The sequence below is a fragment of the Geminocystis sp. CENA526 genome (assembly GCF_050753365.1).
Lineage (GTDB): Bacteria > Cyanobacteriota > Cyanobacteriia > Cyanobacteriales > Cyanobacteriaceae > Geminocystis.
The window spans coordinates 1-20,619 of the sequence record NZ_JBLZFY010000002.1 but is presented as its reverse complement, the minus strand read 5'-3'; the positions used below and the strand labels follow the sequence as shown (position 1 = coordinate 20,619).

The following is a 20,619-nucleotide window of genomic DNA, read 5'->3' as shown; positions in this document are numbered from 1 at the left end:
TAATATTCAGCCCTTGTTTTCTTATTAGACATCTTCAAAAATACAGGCAAGATGCCTGTTCTACGGTGATAAAATTATAATTATGATGAGAGTCTAATTGGTTGTAATTGGCTATAATTGGTTCTTATTGGCTTATTAATTGGCTATGGTATGGATATTAACCAAATTGTCATCACTCCAGAAATTCTAACTCTAATCGCTGAAATTGATGAATTTAAAGGCTCGTGGCGTAGTTTAAAAACTCTTGCCCCTGAAAAGTTGGCTACATTGAAAAAGGTTGCCACGATCGAGAGTATAGGTTCTTCCACTCGTATTGAAGGAGTTAAGATGAGCGATCGACAAATTGAAACCTTATTGAGTAACTTAGATAAACATTCTTTTACCACTAGAGATGAGCAGGAAGTGGCAGGATATGCCGAAGTGATGGATATTCTCTTTCAAAGTTGGGAGACGATTCCTATTACGGAAAATTATATTAAACAGCTTCATGCCATTTTGCTTAAATATAGCCCAAAAGATGAAAGACATCGGGGAAACTATAAAACCATTGAAAATCATATCCAAGCCTTTAACGAAGAAGGGAAAAGTTTAGGGGTTATTTTTTCTACTGCTTCGGCTTTTGAAACTCCTTTAAAAATGGAAAATTTGGTTTTTTGGTTACGGCAAGAAATGGAAGAAAAAAGATTGCATCCTTTGTTAATTATCGGCATTTTTATTGTGAATTTTTTAGCCATTCATCCTTTCCAAGATGGTAATGGGAGAATTTCCAGAATTTTAACCACATTATTATTATTAAAAAGTGGCTATATTTATGTGCCTTATAGTTCTTTAGAAAGTGTTATTGAGGAAAATAAAGACAGTTATTATTTAGCTTTAAGACGTACTCAACAAAGTATTAAAAATGATAATCCAGACTATCTTACATGGTTATTATTTTTCCTAAAATCTATCAAAAAACAAAAAGATAAATTAGCTCAAAAATTAGAAAGAGAATTGATTTTTCAAACATCTTTACCTGAGTTATCAGTGCAGATTTTAGAGTTAGCTAAGGAGCATGGTAGAATTAGCACAAAAGATATTGAAAAATATACTAAAGCTAGTCGTAGTACTATTAAAGCGAGATTAAATGAATTAGTAAAACAAGAAAAAATTTATCGTTATGGTAAAGGTCGATCGACATGGTATAGTCTTTGAAAAAGACATTTAAAATAACATATGTTTATATTGAATTAACTCATATTTTGAAGTTAAGACATCCAATTATGTAATAAAAAAAATATTGATAAATTTAAAATTTTAGGGAACTTTTATGGCTTTTATCTGTTCTAATAAACAGAAGAATAAGTCCTTTTATTTTGATTTTTTTATGTATGATTGTATTGTTGTTGGAACTGGACCTGCTGGAGCGACGGCGAGTTATCATCTAGCTAAAAAGGGGCATTCTGTCTTAATGTTAGATAAGGCAAAGTTACCCCGTTATAAACCCTGTGGCGGAGGAGTTTCTGCGGTTATTCAAGAATGGTTTGATTTTGACTTTACCCCTGCTATTTCTCTTAAAAGCGATCGAGTCTATTGTACATGGGAACATCAGGAATCGATCGAAGTTTCTATGGGTAATCATCCGATTTGGATGGTAAGACGAGATGTGTTTGATTATTTTATTGTGCAACAAGCGGTTAAACAAGGCGCAATATTAAAAGATGAAACGGAGGTTATTGATCTTGATTATAAGCTCGATCGATGGATAGTGAAAACCCCTGATGGAGAATTTCATGGGCGTTATCTCATTGGCGCAGATGGTGCGAAGGGAGTCATGGCGAAATTATTAGGCTTCGGTAAACAAAAAAAATTGGTGGCAGGGGCATTAGAAATCGAGATACCATACCAAAAACAGGATAACCCTCATACTTATTTTGAGTTTGGTTTCGTCAAACACGGTTACGCTTGGAATTTTCCCAAAGCTGACGGTTTTTCTATGGGCGCTGGGGTTTTTACTTCTCAAAGAAAAGCCCAAAGTTTCCATAAAATTATTGAAGATTACGCTTCTCAATTTAACCTTACCCTCACCCAAGCAACACAACACGGGCATCCCATCGCACTATGGAATGGTAATCAAAAATTACATACCGATAATGCTTTATTAGCAGGAGAATCCGCTTGTGTAGTTGACCCATTTACAGCAGAAGGTATAAGACCATCAATTTTTAGTGGTTTAAAGGCATCAGAAGCTATCCACAATAGTATATCTCGATCGAGCCACGCTTTAGAAAAGTATAGTCAAATTATGGCGGAGGAATGGGGTAGAGAGATGATTTGGGCGCAACGGTTAGCACAAGTATTTTATCGTTTTCCCCATTTAGGTTATAACGTAATGACGAAAAATCCGAAAAGTGCCATTACCATGACAAAAATTTTTAATGGTGAATTAAGTTATTCCCAAGTTGCCCAAAAAGCCCTTAAATTATTGATGAATATTTAGGTAAATTTCAACACCCTACCTCTCTCCCCTGTCTTTCTCAATGTCGAACTCAGGTTATAATCGATCGAGATATAAAAATTATTTGTAATTTTAGACTGAATGAATATTAATACTTTTTTAGAAAACTCTGCGGGAGAATGGTTTTCTCAGCGTAGCACTTATAATATAGTAAATAACGATGTTGATAATAGTAAAGCCAATGTAACTATCAATCTTCTTCCCCCTACAGAAGCCGACATTACCTCATTATCTCCAGAATATAATCTTACCTTAGCATTGGGTTCGATCGAATCAAAATGGGATAACTCTCCTGATTGGGGAAAACCAAAACAACAAGGGGATAGTTTAATGTTTATGTTTCGGGATGAGAAAGACGACAATCAAGGAAAAATTTTAAGAATCGTCAAAAATAAAGACAACTTAATGGGGAGATATATTTTAGCCGAAGATAAATCTTTAACCTTAATTATTGAAAAAGACAGCCATTATATAGAAGAAAGAATTTGTTTTGCCAGTGAGAATTTACGTTTACGCAATACCATTGTCAAAAATAATGGGCAAGTTATGGAAACCTCTTTTTATTCTGAAATCCGCCGAGTAATTAAGAATGAGGAATGAGTAATGAGTAATGAGTAATGAGGAATGAGTAATGAGTAATGAGTAATGAGTAATAAGTAATGAGTAATAAGTAATGAGTAATGAATTAAAAATTATACATTTTTATATTGTCATTGCGAGGCACGAAGCAATCTCTCTAATTATTTAAGTTACTCTATTTTTTTGTCATTGCGAGGCACGAAGCAATCTCATAAACGTTATTTTGTATTTAAAAATTATTATTATTAACTATTCATTATTAATTATAAAAAAATGCTGAAAAAAATATTTTATTGGACTTTAATAATATCTTTAATCTGGAGTTTTAATACTGATTTAGTATTCGCTAAAACTGCCATAAATAATCAATCTCAGTCAATACAACCCTATTTAGAGCAATTTCAATCTAATGTCACTGAATTTACCTTAGATAATAATATCAAATTTATTGTCATGGAAAATAAAAAAGCTCCCATAATATCTTTCGTTACTTATGTTGATGTTGGAGGAGTAAATGAGCCAGATGGGCAAACAGGAGTAGCTCATTTTTTGGAACATTTAGCCTTTAAAGGTACGCCCGAAATTGGCACGACTAACTATGAAGAAGAAAAAGTAATTTTAGATAAATTAGATCAAGTTTTTGATGAAATAAAAGAAGCTCAACAAGCTAATAATCAAGAAAAAGTAGCTCAATTAACCACTCAATTAGAAGAATTAAATCAAAAAGCTAGTCAATTTGTTAAACAAAATGAATTTGGAGAAATTGTCGAAATTGAAGGAGGTGTGGGTTTAAATGCCGCAACTTCTGCCGATGCCACTGTCTATTTCTATAACTTTCCTGCTAATAAATTAGAGTTGTGGATGTATTTAGAATCAGAAAGATTTTTAAACCCCGTCTTTCGAGAATTTTATATGGAAAAACAAGTCATTTTAGAAGAAAGAAAGTTGCGCACCGATAACTCTGCTATCGGTAAAATGGTAGAGGGTTTTCTTGATACAGCTTTCACTCAACATCCCTATAAACGCCCTGTAATTGGTTATGAAACAGATATAAGAAATTTAACAAGGCAAAATATACAAGATTTCTTTGAGGCTTATTATGGGGGAAGTAATATCACTATTGCCATTGTCGGTGACGTTAATCCTCAAGAGGTTAAAACTATGGCAGAAAAATACTTTGGTAGATTTCCCTCTAGCACTAAACCTTCTAGTGTCAGTATAATTGAGCCTAAACAAACTCAAACCAGAGAAGTTACTATTCAATATCCTTCTCAGCCGATATATATGGAAGGTTATCACATACCAGATTTAAACCATCCTGATTATATTGTTTATGACATCATGGGTTCTATTTTAAGTGATGGACGCACTTCTCGTCTTTATAAATCTTTGGTGGAAGACAAAAAAGTTGCCTTAACCGCTTCTGGATTTACAGGTTTTCCGGGAGATAAATACCCTAATCTAATGTTATTTTATGCCCTATCTACCCCTGATCGAACCTTAGATGAATTGCAAACCGCTTTACATTTAGAGATTGAAAAACTAAAAACTCAACCCGTCAATCAGGAAGAATTAGAAAGAGTGAAAACCCAAGCCAAAGCCTCCTTATTAAGAGGTTTAAATTCTAATGCAGGAATGGCAAGATTATTGACTGAATATCAGGTAAAAACGGGAGATTGGCGTAATTTATTCACCAATTTAGATAAAATTTCCGCCGTCATGGCGGAGGATATTCAAAGAGTCGCTAAAGAAACCTTTACCCCTGAGAATAAAACCATCGGCAAATTAGAAACCATAGACATCAACATACAATAATATATACCCTAATTCGATCGAACTATTGGATTTCCAGTGTCAGGGCATAATTCATAACTGCCGGTTTCCAAACCATGCTTAACCGCTACCCTTTCATCGAAAACAAAACACTCCCCCTCCCATAAACTCTCTTCAGGGGGTATTTCTTCCAAATATTTTAAAATGCCACCTTGTAGATGATAAACCTCTTTAAAACCTTTACTTAACATCAAAGAAGTAACCTTTTCGCAACGAATACCTCCTGTACAAAATAAGGCTACTTTTTTATCTTTTTCTGGGTTTAAATTCTTTTCTATATAATCATTAAACTCTTTAAAAGAATCAATATGAGGATTTTTTGCCCCTTTAAAAGTCCCAATATTATACTCATATTCATTGCGAGTATCCACTAATTTTACATCAGGTTGAGCAATTAAATTATTCCAATCTTTAGGCTTAATATAAGTACCCACTTGCTTATTAGGATTAGCTTCTTCAATGCCAAAAGTGATAATTTCTGCTTTAATTTTGACTTTCATCCTTTCAAAAGGCATTAATTCAACCTCTGCATATTTTATCTCTAAATCTTCACAGTTTAACTCTTTTTTTATATTTTCAATAACTGTAATTAATCCCTCTTTTTCTCCCACAATATTAGCGTTAATACCTTCGGTAGCAATTAAAATTGTACCCTTAATTTTTTCTTCATTACACCAGTTTAAAAATTTAGTTTGTAAATCTGTTAAATTCTCTAATAATAAAAAACGATAAAATGAGGCAAACGTAAAACTCATATCAATTATTTTTCCGACTCAAATAGACAAATATCTATCCTTATTATAACCTAACATCCAACTAAAAAAAATTGCAGGAGATTGCTTCGTACCTCGCAAAGACATTTTATGATTAACTATAATAGGTATCTTCATTTATTTACTATTAACCATTCATTATTAACTATTATGGCAAGTTTACAAGTAGGCGATCGAGCGCCCGATTTTACATTACCTTCAGCAACGGGGGAAAACGTTAGTTTAAAAGACTTTTTCGGGAAAAAAGCCGTGGTAGTTTATTTTTATCCTAAAGATGATACCCCCGGTTGTACCGCAGAATCCTGCGCTTTTAGAGATAGCTATGAAATATTTAAGGAAGCTGGTGCGGAAATTATCGGTATTAGTAGCGATTCCGTGCAATCTCATCAACAATTTGCGAGTAAATATCAATTACCCTTTATTTTATTGAGTGACAGTCAAAATCAAGTCAGAAAACTATTTGATGTGCCTTCCACTTTGTTTATCATACCCGGTAGGGTGACTTATGTGATTGATAAAGAAGGTATCGTTAGACATATTTTTAACTCTATGTTAGATTTTAAAGCCCATGTGGACGAAGCCTTAAAAACTATCAAAAATTTCTAATAATATCCTCAAGAAGATTGTTAAAATTAACATCAATAAACATCTTTAAAAAGAAGGATAATAAGGTTTAAAGCCTTGGGAGGGTTGAATATTATTCAACCCCTACATATCTATAAAAAACAATTATAATCATAATCTCAGATTAAGGTTCGATCGAACTATTTTCAATCATCAAAAATTTGATACAATATTGATAAAAACTATTTATTTAATGAGGGAATAATTATGTTATCAACCGATATTAAACAAGAATCAATGGTTAAAAAAATTACGAATACTGTTGATATTTTAAGAGAAGAATATCCTATCTATAAAAAAAGTCTTGATTATTCAGAAACGTTACTAGATTTAGTCGATGCTTTTCAAAGAAACTTATCTTTTGAAGAATTTAATGCTATGTCAGATGAAAAATTAAAAAAACACTGTCGAGATATGATGGCGGTAAGACTTTTGGGAAATATTGGTGATTCTTTTACCCCTGAAGAAATGATAATTTTTGAAGATGCAATTAAACGCAAATAGATAATTATGAACTATTTATTAGATACTAATATCGTTTCTTTTGCTCTTAGAAAAAATCGTCAAATTATTCAAAAAATTGATGATATTAACCTTCAAAATAAAACGATATTTATTAGTTGTATCACTTATTTTGAAATTAGACGAGGTTTTTTGGCAGTTGATGCACCTAAACAAAGAAGAGAATTTCAAGAGTTTTGTGAGAATTATCAAATAATTTTTTTAGATGATTTGGCTATTTTAGAAAAAGCCTCCCAAATTCACGCTAATCTTAGATTAAAAGGTTTACCAATTCAAACGGAAGATATTTTAATCGCTTCTACGGCAATTATTAAGGATTTAATTATGGTTTCTAATGATAGTGATTTAGCGAGAATTGAGGGTTTAAATTTAGAAAATTGGTCATTATTATAACGTTTCGATCGAACTGTTTTAGATAAAAAAAATTTGATATAATGGTAGTAAAAACTATTCATTTAATGAGGTAATAATTATGTTATCAACGGATATTAAACAAGAATCAATGATGAAAAAAATTGAGAATATAGTTGCTATTTTAAGAGAAGAATATCCTATCTATAAAGAAAACCTTGATTATTCAGAAACGTTACTAGATTTAGTCAATGCTTTTCAAAGAAACTTCTCTTTTGAAGAATTTAATGTTATGTCAGATGAAAAACTAAAAAAGCTTTGTCGGGAGATGATGGCTGTAAGACTTTTATTAAATGTTGGTAATTATTTCACCCCCTGAAGAAATGGTAATTTTTGAAGATACAATTAGACGTAAATAAGCAATTCTGAACTATTTTAGATAATAAAAAATTTGATATAATGGTAGTAAAAACTATTCATTTAATGAGGTAATAATTATGTTATCAACGGATATTAAACAAGAATCAATGGTGAAAAAAATTGAGAATATAGTTACTATTTTAAGGTCAGAACGTCCTATCTTTAAAAAATATTTAGATTATGAAAAAATAGTACAAGGTTTGGTTACAGTATTTCAAGAAAACCTATCTTTTGAAGAATTTAATAATGTCTCAGAAGAAAGTCTCAAAAATCGTTGTAGTAAAATGATGTCTGTTGAATTGTTAGCAACAATAGGTGATGATTTTACTCCTGAAGAAATGGCAATTTTTGAAGATGCAATTAAACGTAAATAGGAGATATATGGGTTATTTATTCGATACAAATATTGTCTCTTTAACACTTAAACAAAATACTCAAATTATTCAACAAATTAAGAGGATTGAATCTAAGGATTTAATTATGATTTCTAATGATAGTGATTTAGCTAGAATTGAGGGTTTAAATTTAGAAAATTGGTCATAATAATAACATTTCGATCGAACCTGAAAAGCCTCATAAATTTTCCTGACTATATTCTATTAAATAACTGATAATGTTTAACTTTACTTATATATAATTAAAGATTAATTCACGATGATCAAACAAACTAATAAACCAGAAAAAGAATGGCAATTTTGGATCGATCGAGGGGGTACATTTACTGATATTGTAGCCTTAAATCCCGAAGGCAAAATTATCACCCATAAACTATTATCCGAGAATCCTGAACATTATCAATCTGCACCCATCGAAGGAATTAGACATATTCTTAACATACCATCAGGGCAACCTCTCCCCACTACAGATATTGAGGTAATAAAAATGGGGACAACTGTCGCTACTAATGCCCTTTTAGAAAGAAAAGGAGAAGGAGTGGTATTGGTAATCAATCGTGGCTTGAGAGACGCTTTACGCATCGGTTATCAGCATCGTCCAGATATTTTTGCCCGAAATATCATTTTACCAGAAATGCTCTATCAAGATGTAATAGAAGTGGCTGGGCGATACTCTGCTGACGGAGAAGAATTGCAACCGATTAACCCCGAAGAAGTACAAAAAGACTTACAAGAAAGGTTCGATCGAGGTTTCCGTAGTTGCGCTATTGTGTTAATGCACGGTTATCGTTACCATGATCACGAATTGCTGATAAGTTCGATCGCTCGTAAAATAGGATTTACTCAGGTGTCGGTATCTCATCAAGTCAGTAACCTCATCAAACTCATCAGTCGAGGAGACACCACCGTAGTTGATGCTTACCTGTCTCCCGTGTTGAAAGCCTACGTTAATCAAGTCAAAACCAGTCTGCAAGAAGAAGGTTTATCAAACACAGACAACACAAAAGACAATCTGTCATTCCGAGGGATAGCGAAGGAATCTCAACCATTACCGAAATTGATGTTTATGCAGTCTAACGGCGGATTGGTGGATAGTAACTACTTTCAAGGTAAGGATAGCATACTATCAGGACCTGCGGGGGGCATTGTGGGCGCTGTCAAAATTTGTGAGAAGGCAGGGTTTCAAAAAATTATCACCTTTGATATGGGAGGCACTTCCACCGATGTTGCCCATTATGCAGGAGAATTAGAGAGAAATTTTGAGACAGAAATAGCAGGAGTGAGAATGCGGACTCCAATGATGGCAATTCACACCGTAGCGGCTGGAGGAGGCTCAATTTGTTACTTTGATGGTAGTCGTTATCGAGTCAGCACAGAATCAGCAGGTGCAAATCCGGGTCCTGCGTGTTATGGTAAAGGGGGAAGTTTGACTATCACCGACAGTAATGTTTTATTAGGGAAAATACAGCCTGATTTTTTTCCGCAAGTATTTGGTAAAAATGCCGATCAACCTTTAGACTTTAATATAGTTAAGCAAAAATTTATTGAGATTCAACAACAGATAAATAATGATACTTCCTTAGAAGAAATTGCTCAAGGATTTATTACTATTGCCGTAGAAAAAATGGCTAACGCTATCAAAAAAATTTCTCTGCAAAAAGGATATGATGTTAGTCAATATGCCTTATGTTGTTTTGGAGGCGCTGGAGGGCAACACGCTTGTTTAATTGCTGAAAAATTGGGTATCAAAAAAATTATTTTACATCCCCTCGCTGGAGTTTTATCGGCTTACGGTATTGGCATGGCTGATATAAGAATTATTAAAGAAAAAACCCTTAATATTATCTGTAATGAAAGTTCGATCGAAACCACTAAAAAAGAATATACTTATCTGGAAAACCAAGCTAAACAAGAATTAGAGCAACAAATAGAGATAAATAATAACTCCATTGAGATTAAACAAAAAATTTACTTAAAATATCAAGGTACAGACTCTAGTTTAGAGCTTAATTTTACTAACTATGAAAATATATTCCAACAATTTAACCAAATTCATCAACAACAATACGGCTTCATTTTACCAGAGAAAATCCTTGTTATTGACCAAATCTCGATCGAACTTATTTGCCCTACCTATCAAGAAAAAGAAAGCAAATTTTATCCACAAAATGTAGATGATTTCTCACCCATTACCAGAGTGAAAATGTACAGTAAAAATCAATGGCATGATACCCCTATTTATGAGCGAGAAAAAATAAAAGTTGATAAAAAAATCAACGCCCCAGCCTTAATAGTTGAATCCACAGGTACAAATGTTATTGAAATCGGTTGGCAAGGAGAAATTAACCCCGATGGTAACTTAATTTTAAGCAAAATTGAAGACGAAACCTCCTTAGTAAATGCAGAAAATAACGAGACTTTAAATAATACTATCCCTAGCAAAAATAAAGATATTTCCAGAAGGGAAAATATTCTCACTAAAGATAATCAACCTAATCCTATTTTATTGGAAATTTTTAACAACCTTTTTCGCTTTATCGCCGAAGAAATGGGCATTACTTTACAAAATACGAGCTATTCTGTCAATATCAAAGAAAGACTAGATTTTTCCTGTGCAATTTTTGATGAAAAAGGAGAATTAGTTGCCAATGCTCCTCATATTCCTGTACATTTGGGCTCAATGAGTGAAAGTGTCAAAGCCTTAATTAATGACAAGAGAATTAATATCAAAAAAAGTGATGTTTATTTAACCAATAATCCCTATAATGGGGGAACTCATTTACCAGATATTACCGCTGTTACTCCCGTTTTTGTTAATAATAATAGTCATGCTGATTTTTATGTGGCTTCCCGTGGACATCATGCAGATATAGGCGGAGTAACCCCCGGCTCAATGCCTCCCCATAGTAGCAATATTGAAGAAGAAGGAATTTTAATCGACAATTTTTGTTTAATCAAAGAGGGAATATTTCAAGAAACCGCTCTCAAAAATTTATTAACCAACCATCCCTATCCCGTCAGAAATTATGAACAAAATTTAGCAGATTTAAAAGCCCAAGTTGCGTCTAATAATAAAGGTGTCCAAGAATTAATAAATCTTGCGAATACCTATAGCTTAAATACTGTCAAAAATTATATGCAATTTGTCCAAGATAATGCAGAAACTTGTGTTAAAAAAGCCATCAATTTTTTACAAGACGGGGAATTTATTACTGAGTTAGATAATGGGGCAAAAATTCAAGCTAAAATTACTATCCATAAACATAATTCTACCTGTTCGATCGACTTTACCGGTACATCAGCGCAACTGGATAATAACTTCAATGCGCCCCTTGCCGTCACCAAAGCTGCCGTTTTATACGTTTTTCGTACCCTCGTTGATGACGACATCCCCTTAAACGCAGGTTGTCTTAAACCCATCCACCTTATTATTCCCGAAGGTTGTATGCTTAACCCCCAATACCCCAAGGCGGTAGTTGCAGGAAATGTAGAAACCTCTCAAAACATAGTCGATTGCCTTTACGGCGCACTGGGTATCATGGCAAACTCTCAAGGCACGATGAATAACTTTACCTTCGGTAACGCAAAATATCAATATTACGAGACAATTTGCGGAGGTTCGGGAGCAGGATATAACCATCACGGCACAGACGCTATACAAGCGAATATGACCAACTCTCGATTAACCGATCCAGAAGTCCTAGAAAGCCGTTTTCCCGTGCGATTAGAGCATTTTGGAGTTCGCAAGGGTAGCGGAGGAGAAGGGCGTTATCAGGGCGGAAATGGCGTTATTCGTGCCATTCGTTTTTTAGAACCGATGACGGCAGGAATTTTGTCTAATAAAAGAGTAACTTTTCCGTTAGGTTTAAAGGGAGGTAATAACGGAAAAAGAGGAGAAAATTATGTGATTAAAAAAGATGGCTCAAAACAAAAACTATCTAGTAATGATACCGTTAATGTCGATATTGATGATGTTTTTGTCATTAAAACCCCCGGAGGAGGAGGTTTTTCAAGTTAATATTAAGTTAAATTACATCGATTGTGATTCTTCTATATTTTAGTTTGATTAATTATTTGTGAAGGTAAGCAAGAGGCAATAATTAACAACACACTTGTACCAAAAATCAAGGGATTTAGATTCTGTGGCACAGGCTGATATGCCTGTATTAGCTCGGAATGAGATACTTTACAAAAAGAGAAAATTTATTATATCAATCGTTATATAATTTGTAATGATGAATCAATATAGCAATCTTTTATCAGTGGTGAGATTTTCTATCTTAAAACTTAATCATCATAGTCAACAGACAAAAAATTTCTTTTGAATCATTCCTGATTGTTATAATTGACAACATAAACACAAAATAAAATATAAAAGTATGTCTTTTTCTTCTAATTCAGAGTTGAAAACTTTTAATCAAGGGATTTTTAAGGGAATTTTTCTCAGTATTTTTATTATTAGTACGGTGTTTTTAATAATGATTACTTGGAATATTCAGCATTCTTGTAAACCGATGATAGGTTGCCCTTCTTCTCTTTCTTGTAAAACTGTAAAATCAAACAGTATTTTTTGTAAACAAAATTCTAATCGATGGGATAATATTATACAGAAAACTATTCCATTTATTTCAAAAAAAATCCCTTTCTTACAACGATAAAATATTCAGATCGATCGAACTCTTAATAATCAGGACAATAATTTTATGAATACAGAAAATCCATCTAATAATAATCAAGATTCCGACAAAAAAACGAACCTATTATTTAATTCTTTTAAAGATGGAATATTAGAGGTATTAGCGTTTTTATTTAAAAATTTAGGCAAAGTTTTTGCGATTTTATTCTTAATAACAGCAACATTTTTTACGTTCAAATATTTTGGAAATTCTATGATAGGAATACTAGATGCAGATATTACCCCCATTTTAGGAGGCACATTAGCAGGTTTAGGTTCAGTATGGTTAATATCAATTATTCCAGCTTTATCTATCAATCCCATAATTGGTATTCCCATTGGCATTATTGTCTGGTTAATTATGTACACGACTTTTCACACTAGCAGTTAATTTTAGTATTCTAATTGAAATCAAAAAACATGAAATTAATAGAAGTAACAAATATCAGTAAAAAATTTACTTATAAAGGAGAAACAAAACAAATTATCAATGATATAAGTTTTATCGTAGAAACGGGGGAATTTGTTGTTCTCAAAGGTAATAATGGTTCAGGTAAAACCACATTAATTAATTTAATTTTAGGTATATCTAAACCAGATAAAGGGGAAATAAAATTATTAAATTACTCTCCCCAATCCCCTGAATCTAAATTAAATTTAGGAGTTGTTTTGCAAAAAGTTGCACTTCCTAAAAATGTTACAGTCCAAGAATTAGTCAATTTATTGAGAAGTTATTATCCCAATTCTCCCTCTACTCAAGAAATTTTAAATCGGGTTAATCTTCAAGAAAAATCTAATTTTTTAGCCTCTAAATTATCAGGTGGAGAAGAGCAAAGATTATTTTTTGCCATCGCACTGGCAGGAAACCCTCAATTATTAATTTTAGACGAACCAACGAGAAATTTAGATCAAGATGGTTTAAATGAATTTTGGCAACAAATAAAAGCCTGTCGAGAGCAGGGAATAAGTATTTTAATGGTGACAAATAATAACTCTGATTGGGAGGTTTTAAATGACTTTGTTACTAGAACAATAACCATTTCTGATGGTAAAATTCAAGAAAATTATCATGGAAATAATCAAGTAATAGATAACATTAATTTAACTAATAAAAAAGATGCCCTAACCTTCAATTATTTTGTGAAAATGTGGCAAGAACAAATTTGGTTTGAAGTTAAACAATATTTAGCTAATTATGAAATTATTATCGGTATTTTATTGTTTAGTTTAATTCCCTTATTTTTACCTCAAAATCTTTTACCTTTACCTAGTATCTATCAACCCAATAAAATTATCTTAGCGATTCTAGCCTTATTATTTATGCTAGTTTTTAGCTTGATTTGTTTTGGGAAAATAGTCGCTTTCGATCGAGTGGAAGGGTGGTTGAAATTACTGCGTTTTACACCTTTACCCCCAATGATTTATTTAGGCTCTAAAGTGATAGTTTTTCTCGGTTTACTAATGCTTAGTTTAGTAACAATGTTCAGTTTAAGTGCATGGAAATTACATATTCAACAAACACCCTTAGAGTGGATTTTTTTGATATTTGTTTTAATTTTTGGTTGTATTCCTCTCACAATTTTAGGGTTATCTTTTGCCTATATTTTACGTCCAAAAGCCATCGATATTGTTGCTATGCTTTTATTAATTCCTGCTTTATTAACCGTTGGTTTACCCCTTCCTTTTTCTCCCATAATTCAAGATTTAGTAATTTTTTCTCCTTTTTATCATTATGGACAATTAATTTCATGGGGCTTCAATTTACCCAATTATGATCACTATTTTTTCATACATATAAGTTGGTTAATTTGGTTTAGTATTTGCTTTTATTTATTAGCTAATTATGCTTATAAACAAGAAAAAACTTTGTTATAGTAAAGATGCGTCCTAGCTTATTCTGTAAACCATCATTATAAGGGGCTAATTACTGTTCATAAAAATATACTCAATTATTGCTAAATCTACTCATTTTTATAGCTATTAAAGACTAATGAGAAGACTTAAGATAATTAAGTCATAATGATTAATTTTGCTGTATAATCATCATATGCTTGTATTAAGTGTAGTCAAAATGCTTGTATTGAGCGTAGCCGAAATGAAGCTAGTCGAACGTCATGTTATCACTGAAAATCACCCTTTTTGGTCAGAGATTGATCACAAGGCTTTTTTGTCTAAAAATCTCTTTAACCTTGCTAACTATCATTATCGTCAATATTTTTTTGAATATGACAAAAAATTAAACTTTAATCAACTATATCATCTTGTTTCTAAAAGTCCTGATTATTTAGCACTACCGACAAAAGTTAGTAAACAAATTATTAGGAGATTAGATTCGGCTTGGAATAGTTATATTGGGGCATTAAAAGAGTTTGAAAAACATCCTGAGAAATTTTTAGGAAAACCAAAAATACCTAAATATAAGCATAAACAAAAAGGTCGAAATATCTTGATTTATCCTTTTGAGTCAGTGTATAAAAAATCTTTAAAAGAAGGAATTTGTCACTTGTCCATGAGTGAGATAAAAATTGCCACAAATTTAAAGGAAATAATTGAGGTGAGAATAGTACCAAAAACTAGCTGTTATGTAATAGAAATAGTCTATGAAAAAGAGGAGGAAAAAGTAAATTATGAAGGAGTAGCGGGAATAGATTTAGGATTAAATAATTTAATGGCAGTAACTACAAATCAAACAGGTATCAAGCCTCTTTTGGTTAATGGCAGACCGTTAAAGGCAATTAATAACTACTATAATAAAAGACGCTCTTTGTTACAATCATCTCTAAAAAAAAGAAATAATCAAGACTTTTCCAACAAATTAAAAGCACTAACTCATAAAAGAAATTGTCGAGTAGAAAACTATCTACATACGGCAAGTAAAAGAGTAATTGACTGGGGTATAAAACATCAAATAGGACTGTTAATAATTGGACATAATCAACAGTGGAAACAAGAAATAAATATCGGGAAGAAAAACAATCAACAATTTGTGAACATTCCCCATAATAGGTTAATAGAAATGTTAACTTATAAAGCCCAATTAAGAGGGATAAAAGTAGTCATAACCGAAGAATCTTACACAAGTCAATCTAGTGCAATGGATAATGATATTTTACCAAAATATGGTGGTAAAAAAGTAAAATTTAAGGGAAAAAGAGTAGCAAGAGGATTGTATAAAACCGCAGAAAATAAGTTGATAAATGCGGATATAAATGGTTCATTAAACATCATAAAAAAAGTAATTCCTGATGTGTTTAACCAAGGAATAAAGGGTTTGCCGTTTAACCCTGTAATGCTTGACCCATTACGAATAAATAGTCTTTCAAACTTTTGAGTAAGATTGAGTAGGTTTATTTGAGCGGTGAAAACAGTACTATTTAATTATTTCTTCATGGTAAATGATGAGGTATGATTAAGCTAAGATCAATAAATATCTTTGTTATTTAATTATTCTCACTACCGCCCATGAAAATTAATCTTCAGTCTCTCTACGGTTTTTATCGCAACGCTATCCGCAATCCTAAATATAGAAATTGGATTATTTTAGGTACTTTAGTTTATGTATTAAGTCCTTTTGATATTTCGCCTGATTTTTTCCCTTTGGCAGGACAAATTGATGACTTTTTCCTATTATCAATTATGTTAACGGAAGTTTCTCAAATGGTGTTAAGTAGTCTGAAAAATAAGAAAGATCAAGATATTAATACAGAAAATTATAGTTCTAAAACTGTTGATGTGGATGCTATTCCTTTAGATTAATAACTGGTGCATTTCTTTAAAAAATTTCTCTATAGTACCTTAATTTGTGACTACATTTTTATAGTTTAATTTATTCTTTAAGTTCGATCGAGCCTTACCAATATGCGATCGAACTACCTTTTTACGACTAAAATTGTCATTACAATTTTTAAAGGTTCTAAATCTGCTAATTTTAAAATTCTAAACCTCAATTAAATTAACACTATATAATAGTTATCGCCGTACACTATTGAACTAAGTCAATTCAATGTGAGAATCATCTCCTATCATTAAACTTAGGGCTTTAGGGCGTTTTGACACAAGGTTGATTTTTGCCCTTTGTCCAATTACACTGTCCACTATTCTTTGTTGAATGTTTAAGATTTGTGCCGATTCTAACACTACGCTATGTTCTAAGTCAGATTCGGTTAATGTTACGTTGTCTGCGATGCTAGAATAAGGACCTATAAAACAATTTTCTATATAACAATTTTCTCCTATAATAACAGGTCCTCGAATGGTGGAGTTAATAATTTTTGTGTTTTTACCTATTTTTACTCTGCCGATTAACTGAGTATTTCCTTCTATTCTGCCTAAGTTTTCTGCGGTTAAATTAGTGTCTAAAATAATGCGATTAGCTTCTAATAAATCGTCTTTTTTTCCTGTGTCTAACCACCAGTTTTTAAGTTGTCTGGCACTAACTAATTTTTTGTCTTCTAATAACTTTTGAATAGCGTCCGTTATTTCTAATTCCCCCCTAGCAGATGGTTTCAAGGTTGAGATCGATCGATGAATTTGAGGAGAGAAAAAATAAATACCGACTAAAGCTAAATTAGAGGGAGGATTTTTCGGTTTTTCTACTAATGCTAAAACTTCGCCTTTTTCGTTGACAGTAGCGACACCAAATGCCGAAGGATTAGAGACTTTTCTTAACAGAATTAAAGCATCTAAATTTTGCTCTTTAAACTCCTGTAAATATTGAGTTAAATCATCAGCAATTAAATTATCTCCCAAATACATGACAAAGGGAGAATCACCGAGAAAAGGTTGAGCAATTTTGACGGCATGGGCTAAACCATCGGGGCTATTTTGTACAATATAGGTGATATTGATTCCAAATTTACTACCATTGCCTGTTTTACGTTGAATTTCATCACCTGTTTCTGGACTGATAATGATACCTATATCGCTAATTCCAGCACTAATAAGGGCTTCAATACCATACCAAAGAATGGGTTTATTAGCTACGGGTACTAATTGTTTTGCCCCCGTATAGGTGAGAGGGCGTAATCTTGTACCTTTGCCACCTGATAAAATTAATGCTTTCATAAACGATAATTTTTTATAATATAAATATTTTCAATGGGGTTAAACCATCCTAACATGATGGCAATTTACTCACTTTTTGGGTTGATAAATTTCATTGTCACTACTCCTTGAGAGAGGTTTTTAATGAATGTTTACTAGAAATTATATAATTATATGAAAAATCAATAAACTTCTCCAATAATTATTTTTACCCGATTGAAAATGACGATAAACTATATTAATTTAATGATTTCAATATCTAAATTGATTTAATTTTTTATTTCTGGAGATGTCTATTAGTTATGACTGAAAATATAGAAATTTTAAATAAACGAGACGTAATTACTCTTGAAGATGAAAAAACAAAATTAAGAATGTCGCACAAGACTTTTACATCTGAGGAGTTTTTTACCAAAATACAAGAATCTATAGGGGTTAATGAAGAAGCAAAAGAATGGTTTAAAAATGGTGTCATTGCGGATGTTTTAGAACTAAAAAAAGTGATTAATTAGCTATTTTATCAACAATATATCAGAGGTAAAAATAATGAATATTGAATATGAAAATGATTTTTATGGATGGACACAACAACAGGTAAAATTCTTAAGAAATAAAGAAATTAATTTGTTAGATTGGGCGAATATTGCAGAAGAAATTGAAGCTATGGGAAAATCAGAAAAACGGGAATTAGAAAGTAGATTAGAAGTTTTAATTATGCACTTATTAAAATGGCAATATCAACCAAATTTACGCTCTCGTAGTTGGCAATTAACTATAAAAGAGGAAAGATTAAGACTAGAAAAACTCTTAAAAGAAAATCCCAGTTTTAAAGCAATTTTAGAAGATACGAAGGAAAAAATTTACCCTTTAGCGGTAATTAGTGCTGAAAAAGAAACAGGTTTATCTTATTTTCCAGAATCTTGCCCTTATTTATTAATAAACATTTTATCAAGAGATTTTTTACCTGATAGTAATATTAACTAATTATAGCAATCCTCAATCATTCGTGAGAAATTGACAATAAGTTCCCTCTTTGTTTATAGTGAATTTTCATTCTCAAAATTTGATTTAACTTAAAATAATAATCAATAAGAAATCTAGCCATTTTTTATGGTTTTCATCAATAACTCGCTGTGTAATAAATGATCTTGTTAGCGAAACAAATCTTAATATAAAACTTGACAAAACGGAAAATTTATGTACTTGTTAAGTTTAACTTGAAAAACAATTTTTAATTAATGGAATTATCCATTAACTCACTTCGCAATAAATCGCGCAGCGTTGCGAGGCACGAAGCAATCTCGAAGTAATAGCTCAAATCTGCTAAAGCGATTTCATAAATATCTTTTTCTATGATAAAATACAAGTAAAATATACTTAAATTTTTTCAAATTAGTCGCTTTATCAGCAAATTATTAACTCATGCCAGAAAACTATCAACCTTTAGAAAACGAAGCCCATGCTATTCACATTATCGATGAAGATGTACATCGTTTTTATGTAGGACAATCTATGTTTAAATTAGGGTATTTAATCGAAGGTATTAAGTGTAAATTAATCGATGTATCTCATAATGATTTAAAGAAAGAAAATAGTCATAATAATCGTAAAAAATGGATTAATGATGGTGTTGATGTAGAAGTTTTAAAAGTTGGCGGTTTAGGTTGGCAAAAAGGCAAGTTGAAATTGAAAGTTACCGTAGAATTTTGCCCTGAAGAATCATCATTAAATTAAAATTAATTATGGAAAAAATAAAAAAAACTCCCCGTATTCCTATTCCGATCGAAGTGAGAAAATATGTCTATAATAGAGACAAATATCAGTGTCAAAGTTGTGGTAAAAAATTTGCAGAAACTACCTTAAATATTGATCATATTATTCCCTTAGCAAAGGGAGGAAGTAATGACATAAGCAATTTACAAACCCTTTGCAGTCATTGTAATCAACAAAAAAAAGCTAATATTGATTCTCGTTTTCGCCGTTATTTTTCCTAATTCCTAACTCGTGAATATCAAAAATTTGAGTTATAAGAAGTTAACTAATTGAGGAGAAATTTCTTTAGAAAAATGCTCTTGGGGATAGTGCTTTGCTTCCTCGAAAGTAATTAATTTGAGGTTACTATTACTTTTAACTAAGGCTTCCACAGGTTCAAATTCTAGCCAAGGATCATCTTTTCCCCATATAATTAAACAGGGTTTTTGCCATTGTTTTAAGCCAGATTCAATCTCTGTAGTTACTTGTTTTAAGTTCAATTTTTTGACAACAGTTACTAAAGTTCTACCAGCTAAAGAAGATGTCACAATCGGTTTACGATAAAAGGCTAAATTATTGTCGGAAATTACAAAACCTGAGCCTTTTTCTAAGGTTCGATCGACAATTAACGGGTCTTGTGTTACCATATCACCTAATAAGGGAAAACCACATTGGGCAATTTGCCAAGGTAATTTTGCTTCAGCATAAATGGGAGTATTTAAGATAATTAATTTATCAATTTTATCAGGATATTTTAAAGCATATTGAATGCCAACGGTAGCTAAAAAACCTTGCACCACAAGGGATATTTTTTCCAACTTTAACTCCTCAATAAAGTCTTTAAAAGCAGTTACATAAGCCGAAGGAGTATAGGCAAAATCTCTTTTATCAGGCTTATCTGACAACCCCCAACCTAACCAATCTGGGGCGATCGATCGATAACCATATTCTGCTAAAATAGGCATAACTTCGAGCCAACAAAAACTCTGAGACATCAAGCCATGAAGTAAAATAACGGGAGTTTTATCACTATTTTCGGAAGGTAAACTTTCCCGATAAAACCAATCTAAAGAAGAAACTTTTATTTTATTTTCTTGTATTGTCATTTAAGAATTAAGAATTAAGAATTAAGAATTAAGAATTAAGAATTAAGAA

Annotated in this window: 22 protein-coding genes; 19 read left to right on the top strand and 3 right to left on the bottom strand. The window is 31.9% G+C overall.

Features of this window, described 5'->3' with window-relative positions; genetic code table 11:
• Positions 1-117 precede the first annotated feature (117 nt).
• From ACN4EE_RS00860 to ACN4EE_RS00845, 4 genes are all read left to right on the top strand, one after another.
• Positions 118-1,194, top strand: a complete 1,077-nt coding sequence (locus ACN4EE_RS00860; protein ID WP_431704500.1) for a Fic family protein — start codon at positions 118-120, stop codon at positions 1,192-1,194.
• A 172-nt stretch (positions 1,195-1,366) separates the two neighbouring features.
• Entirely contained in the window at positions 1,367-2,479 is a 1,113-nt protein-coding gene (locus tag ACN4EE_RS00855; RefSeq protein ID WP_431704499.1) for a geranylgeranyl reductase family protein, read from the top strand.
• Between the two features lie 99 nt (positions 2,480-2,578).
• Positions 2,579-3,097, top strand: coding sequence for a phycobiliprotein lyase (locus tag ACN4EE_RS00850; protein WP_431704498.1), 519 nt, complete (start codon positions 2,579-2,581; stop codon positions 3,095-3,097).
• Positions 3,098-3,349: 252 nt separating this feature from the next.
• Positions 3,350-4,891 (top strand): M16 family metallopeptidase, encoded by a 1,542-nt coding sequence (locus tag ACN4EE_RS00845; RefSeq protein ID WP_431704497.1) that lies wholly within the window; start codon positions 3,350-3,352, stop codon positions 4,889-4,891.
• Positions 4,892-4,899: 8 nt separating this feature from the next.
• Here the strand turns inward: ACN4EE_RS00845 and trhO are convergent, their stop codons facing one another.
• Complete coding sequence (trhO, locus tag ACN4EE_RS00840) at positions 4,900-5,664, bottom strand: oxygen-dependent tRNA uridine(34) hydroxylase TrhO (protein ID WP_431704496.1); 765 nt, start codon at positions 5,662-5,664, stop codon at positions 4,900-4,902.
• A gap of 168 nt (positions 5,665-5,832) precedes the next feature.
• Between trhO and ACN4EE_RS00835 the strand changes: the two genes are divergently transcribed.
• The 11 genes from ACN4EE_RS00835 (at position 5,833) to ACN4EE_RS00785 (ending at position 16,425) form a co-directional block, all read left to right on the top strand.
• Positions 5,833-6,288: a peroxiredoxin gene (locus ACN4EE_RS00835; protein WP_431704628.1), complete on the top strand. Its 456-nt coding sequence runs from the start codon at positions 5,833-5,835 to the stop codon at positions 6,286-6,288.
• Between the two features lie 225 nt (positions 6,289-6,513).
• Complete coding sequence (locus ACN4EE_RS00830; protein ID WP_431704495.1) at positions 6,514-6,810, top strand: hypothetical protein; 297 nt, start codon at positions 6,514-6,516, stop codon at positions 6,808-6,810.
• 6 nt (positions 6,811-6,816) lie between these two features.
• Positions 6,817-7,221, top strand: coding sequence for a type II toxin-antitoxin system VapC family toxin (locus tag ACN4EE_RS00825; RefSeq protein WP_431704494.1), 405 nt, complete (start codon positions 6,817-6,819; stop codon positions 7,219-7,221).
• A 79-nt stretch (positions 7,222-7,300) separates the two neighbouring features.
• Positions 7,301-7,558 (top strand): hypothetical protein, encoded by a 258-nt coding sequence (locus ACN4EE_RS00820; protein WP_431704493.1) that lies wholly within the window; start codon positions 7,301-7,303, stop codon positions 7,556-7,558.
• Between the two features lie 118 nt (positions 7,559-7,676).
• Complete coding sequence (locus tag ACN4EE_RS00815; protein WP_431704492.1) at positions 7,677-7,973, top strand: hypothetical protein; 297 nt, start codon at positions 7,677-7,679, stop codon at positions 7,971-7,973.
• 7 nt (positions 7,974-7,980) lie between these two features.
• Complete coding sequence (locus ACN4EE_RS00810) at positions 7,981-8,142, top strand: hypothetical protein (protein ID WP_431704491.1); 162 nt, start codon at positions 7,981-7,983, stop codon at positions 8,140-8,142.
• 111 nt (positions 8,143-8,253) lie between these two features.
• Positions 8,254-12,012: a hydantoinase B/oxoprolinase family protein gene (locus ACN4EE_RS00805; RefSeq protein ID WP_431704490.1), complete on the top strand. Its 3,759-nt coding sequence runs from the start codon at positions 8,254-8,256 to the stop codon at positions 12,010-12,012.
• A gap of 685 nt (positions 12,013-12,697) precedes the next feature.
• Positions 12,698-13,060, top strand: a complete 363-nt coding sequence (locus tag ACN4EE_RS00800; RefSeq protein WP_431704489.1) for a hypothetical protein — start codon at positions 12,698-12,700, stop codon at positions 13,058-13,060.
• Positions 13,061-13,089: 29 nt separating this feature from the next.
• Positions 13,090-14,544, top strand: a complete 1,455-nt coding sequence (locus ACN4EE_RS00795) for an ABC transporter ATP-binding protein/permease (protein ID WP_431704488.1) — start codon at positions 13,090-13,092, stop codon at positions 14,542-14,544.
• Between the two features lie 220 nt (positions 14,545-14,764).
• Positions 14,765-16,000 (top strand): RNA-guided endonuclease InsQ/TnpB family protein, encoded by a 1,236-nt coding sequence (locus tag ACN4EE_RS00790; RefSeq protein ID WP_431704487.1) that lies wholly within the window; start codon positions 14,765-14,767, stop codon positions 15,998-16,000.
• Between the two features lie 131 nt (positions 16,001-16,131).
• Positions 16,132-16,425 carry a YkvA family protein gene (locus tag ACN4EE_RS00785; RefSeq protein WP_431704486.1) on the top strand — a complete coding sequence of 98 codons (294 nt, stop codon included), beginning with the start codon at positions 16,132-16,134 and terminating at the stop codon, positions 16,423-16,425.
• A gap of 234 nt (positions 16,426-16,659) precedes the next feature.
• Here the strand turns inward: ACN4EE_RS00785 and ACN4EE_RS00780 are convergent, their stop codons facing one another.
• Positions 16,660-17,733 carry a glucose-1-phosphate thymidylyltransferase gene (locus ACN4EE_RS00780; RefSeq protein ID WP_431704485.1) on the bottom strand — a complete coding sequence of 358 codons (1,074 nt, stop codon included), beginning with the start codon at positions 17,731-17,733 and terminating at the stop codon, positions 16,660-16,662.
• A 281-nt stretch (positions 17,734-18,014) separates the two neighbouring features.
• Here ACN4EE_RS00780 and ACN4EE_RS00775 point away from each other — a divergent pair, with 281 nt between their 5' ends.
• From ACN4EE_RS00775 to ACN4EE_RS00760, 4 genes are all read left to right on the top strand, one after another.
• A complete protein-coding gene (locus ACN4EE_RS00775; protein ID WP_431704484.1) occupies positions 18,015-18,224 on the top strand; it encodes a hypothetical protein in 210 nt (69 codons plus the stop codon).
• Between the two features lie 34 nt (positions 18,225-18,258).
• Positions 18,259-18,696: a DUF29 domain-containing protein gene (locus ACN4EE_RS00770; RefSeq protein WP_431704483.1), complete on the top strand. Its 438-nt coding sequence runs from the start codon at positions 18,259-18,261 to the stop codon at positions 18,694-18,696.
• Between the two features lie 438 nt (positions 18,697-19,134).
• Positions 19,135-19,446, top strand: a complete 312-nt coding sequence (locus ACN4EE_RS00765; RefSeq protein WP_431704482.1) for a KGK domain-containing protein — start codon at positions 19,135-19,137, stop codon at positions 19,444-19,446.
• 17 nt (positions 19,447-19,463) lie between these two features.
• Complete coding sequence (locus ACN4EE_RS00760; protein ID WP_431704627.1) at positions 19,464-19,706, top strand: HNH endonuclease; 243 nt, start codon at positions 19,464-19,466, stop codon at positions 19,704-19,706.
• A 30-nt stretch (positions 19,707-19,736) separates the two neighbouring features.
• Here the strand turns inward: ACN4EE_RS00760 and ACN4EE_RS00755 are convergent, their stop codons facing one another.
• Positions 19,737-20,570 (bottom strand): alpha/beta fold hydrolase, encoded by an 834-nt coding sequence (locus ACN4EE_RS00755; protein ID WP_431704481.1) that lies wholly within the window; start codon positions 20,568-20,570, stop codon positions 19,737-19,739.
• Between the last annotated feature and the right edge of the window lie 49 nt (positions 20,571-20,619).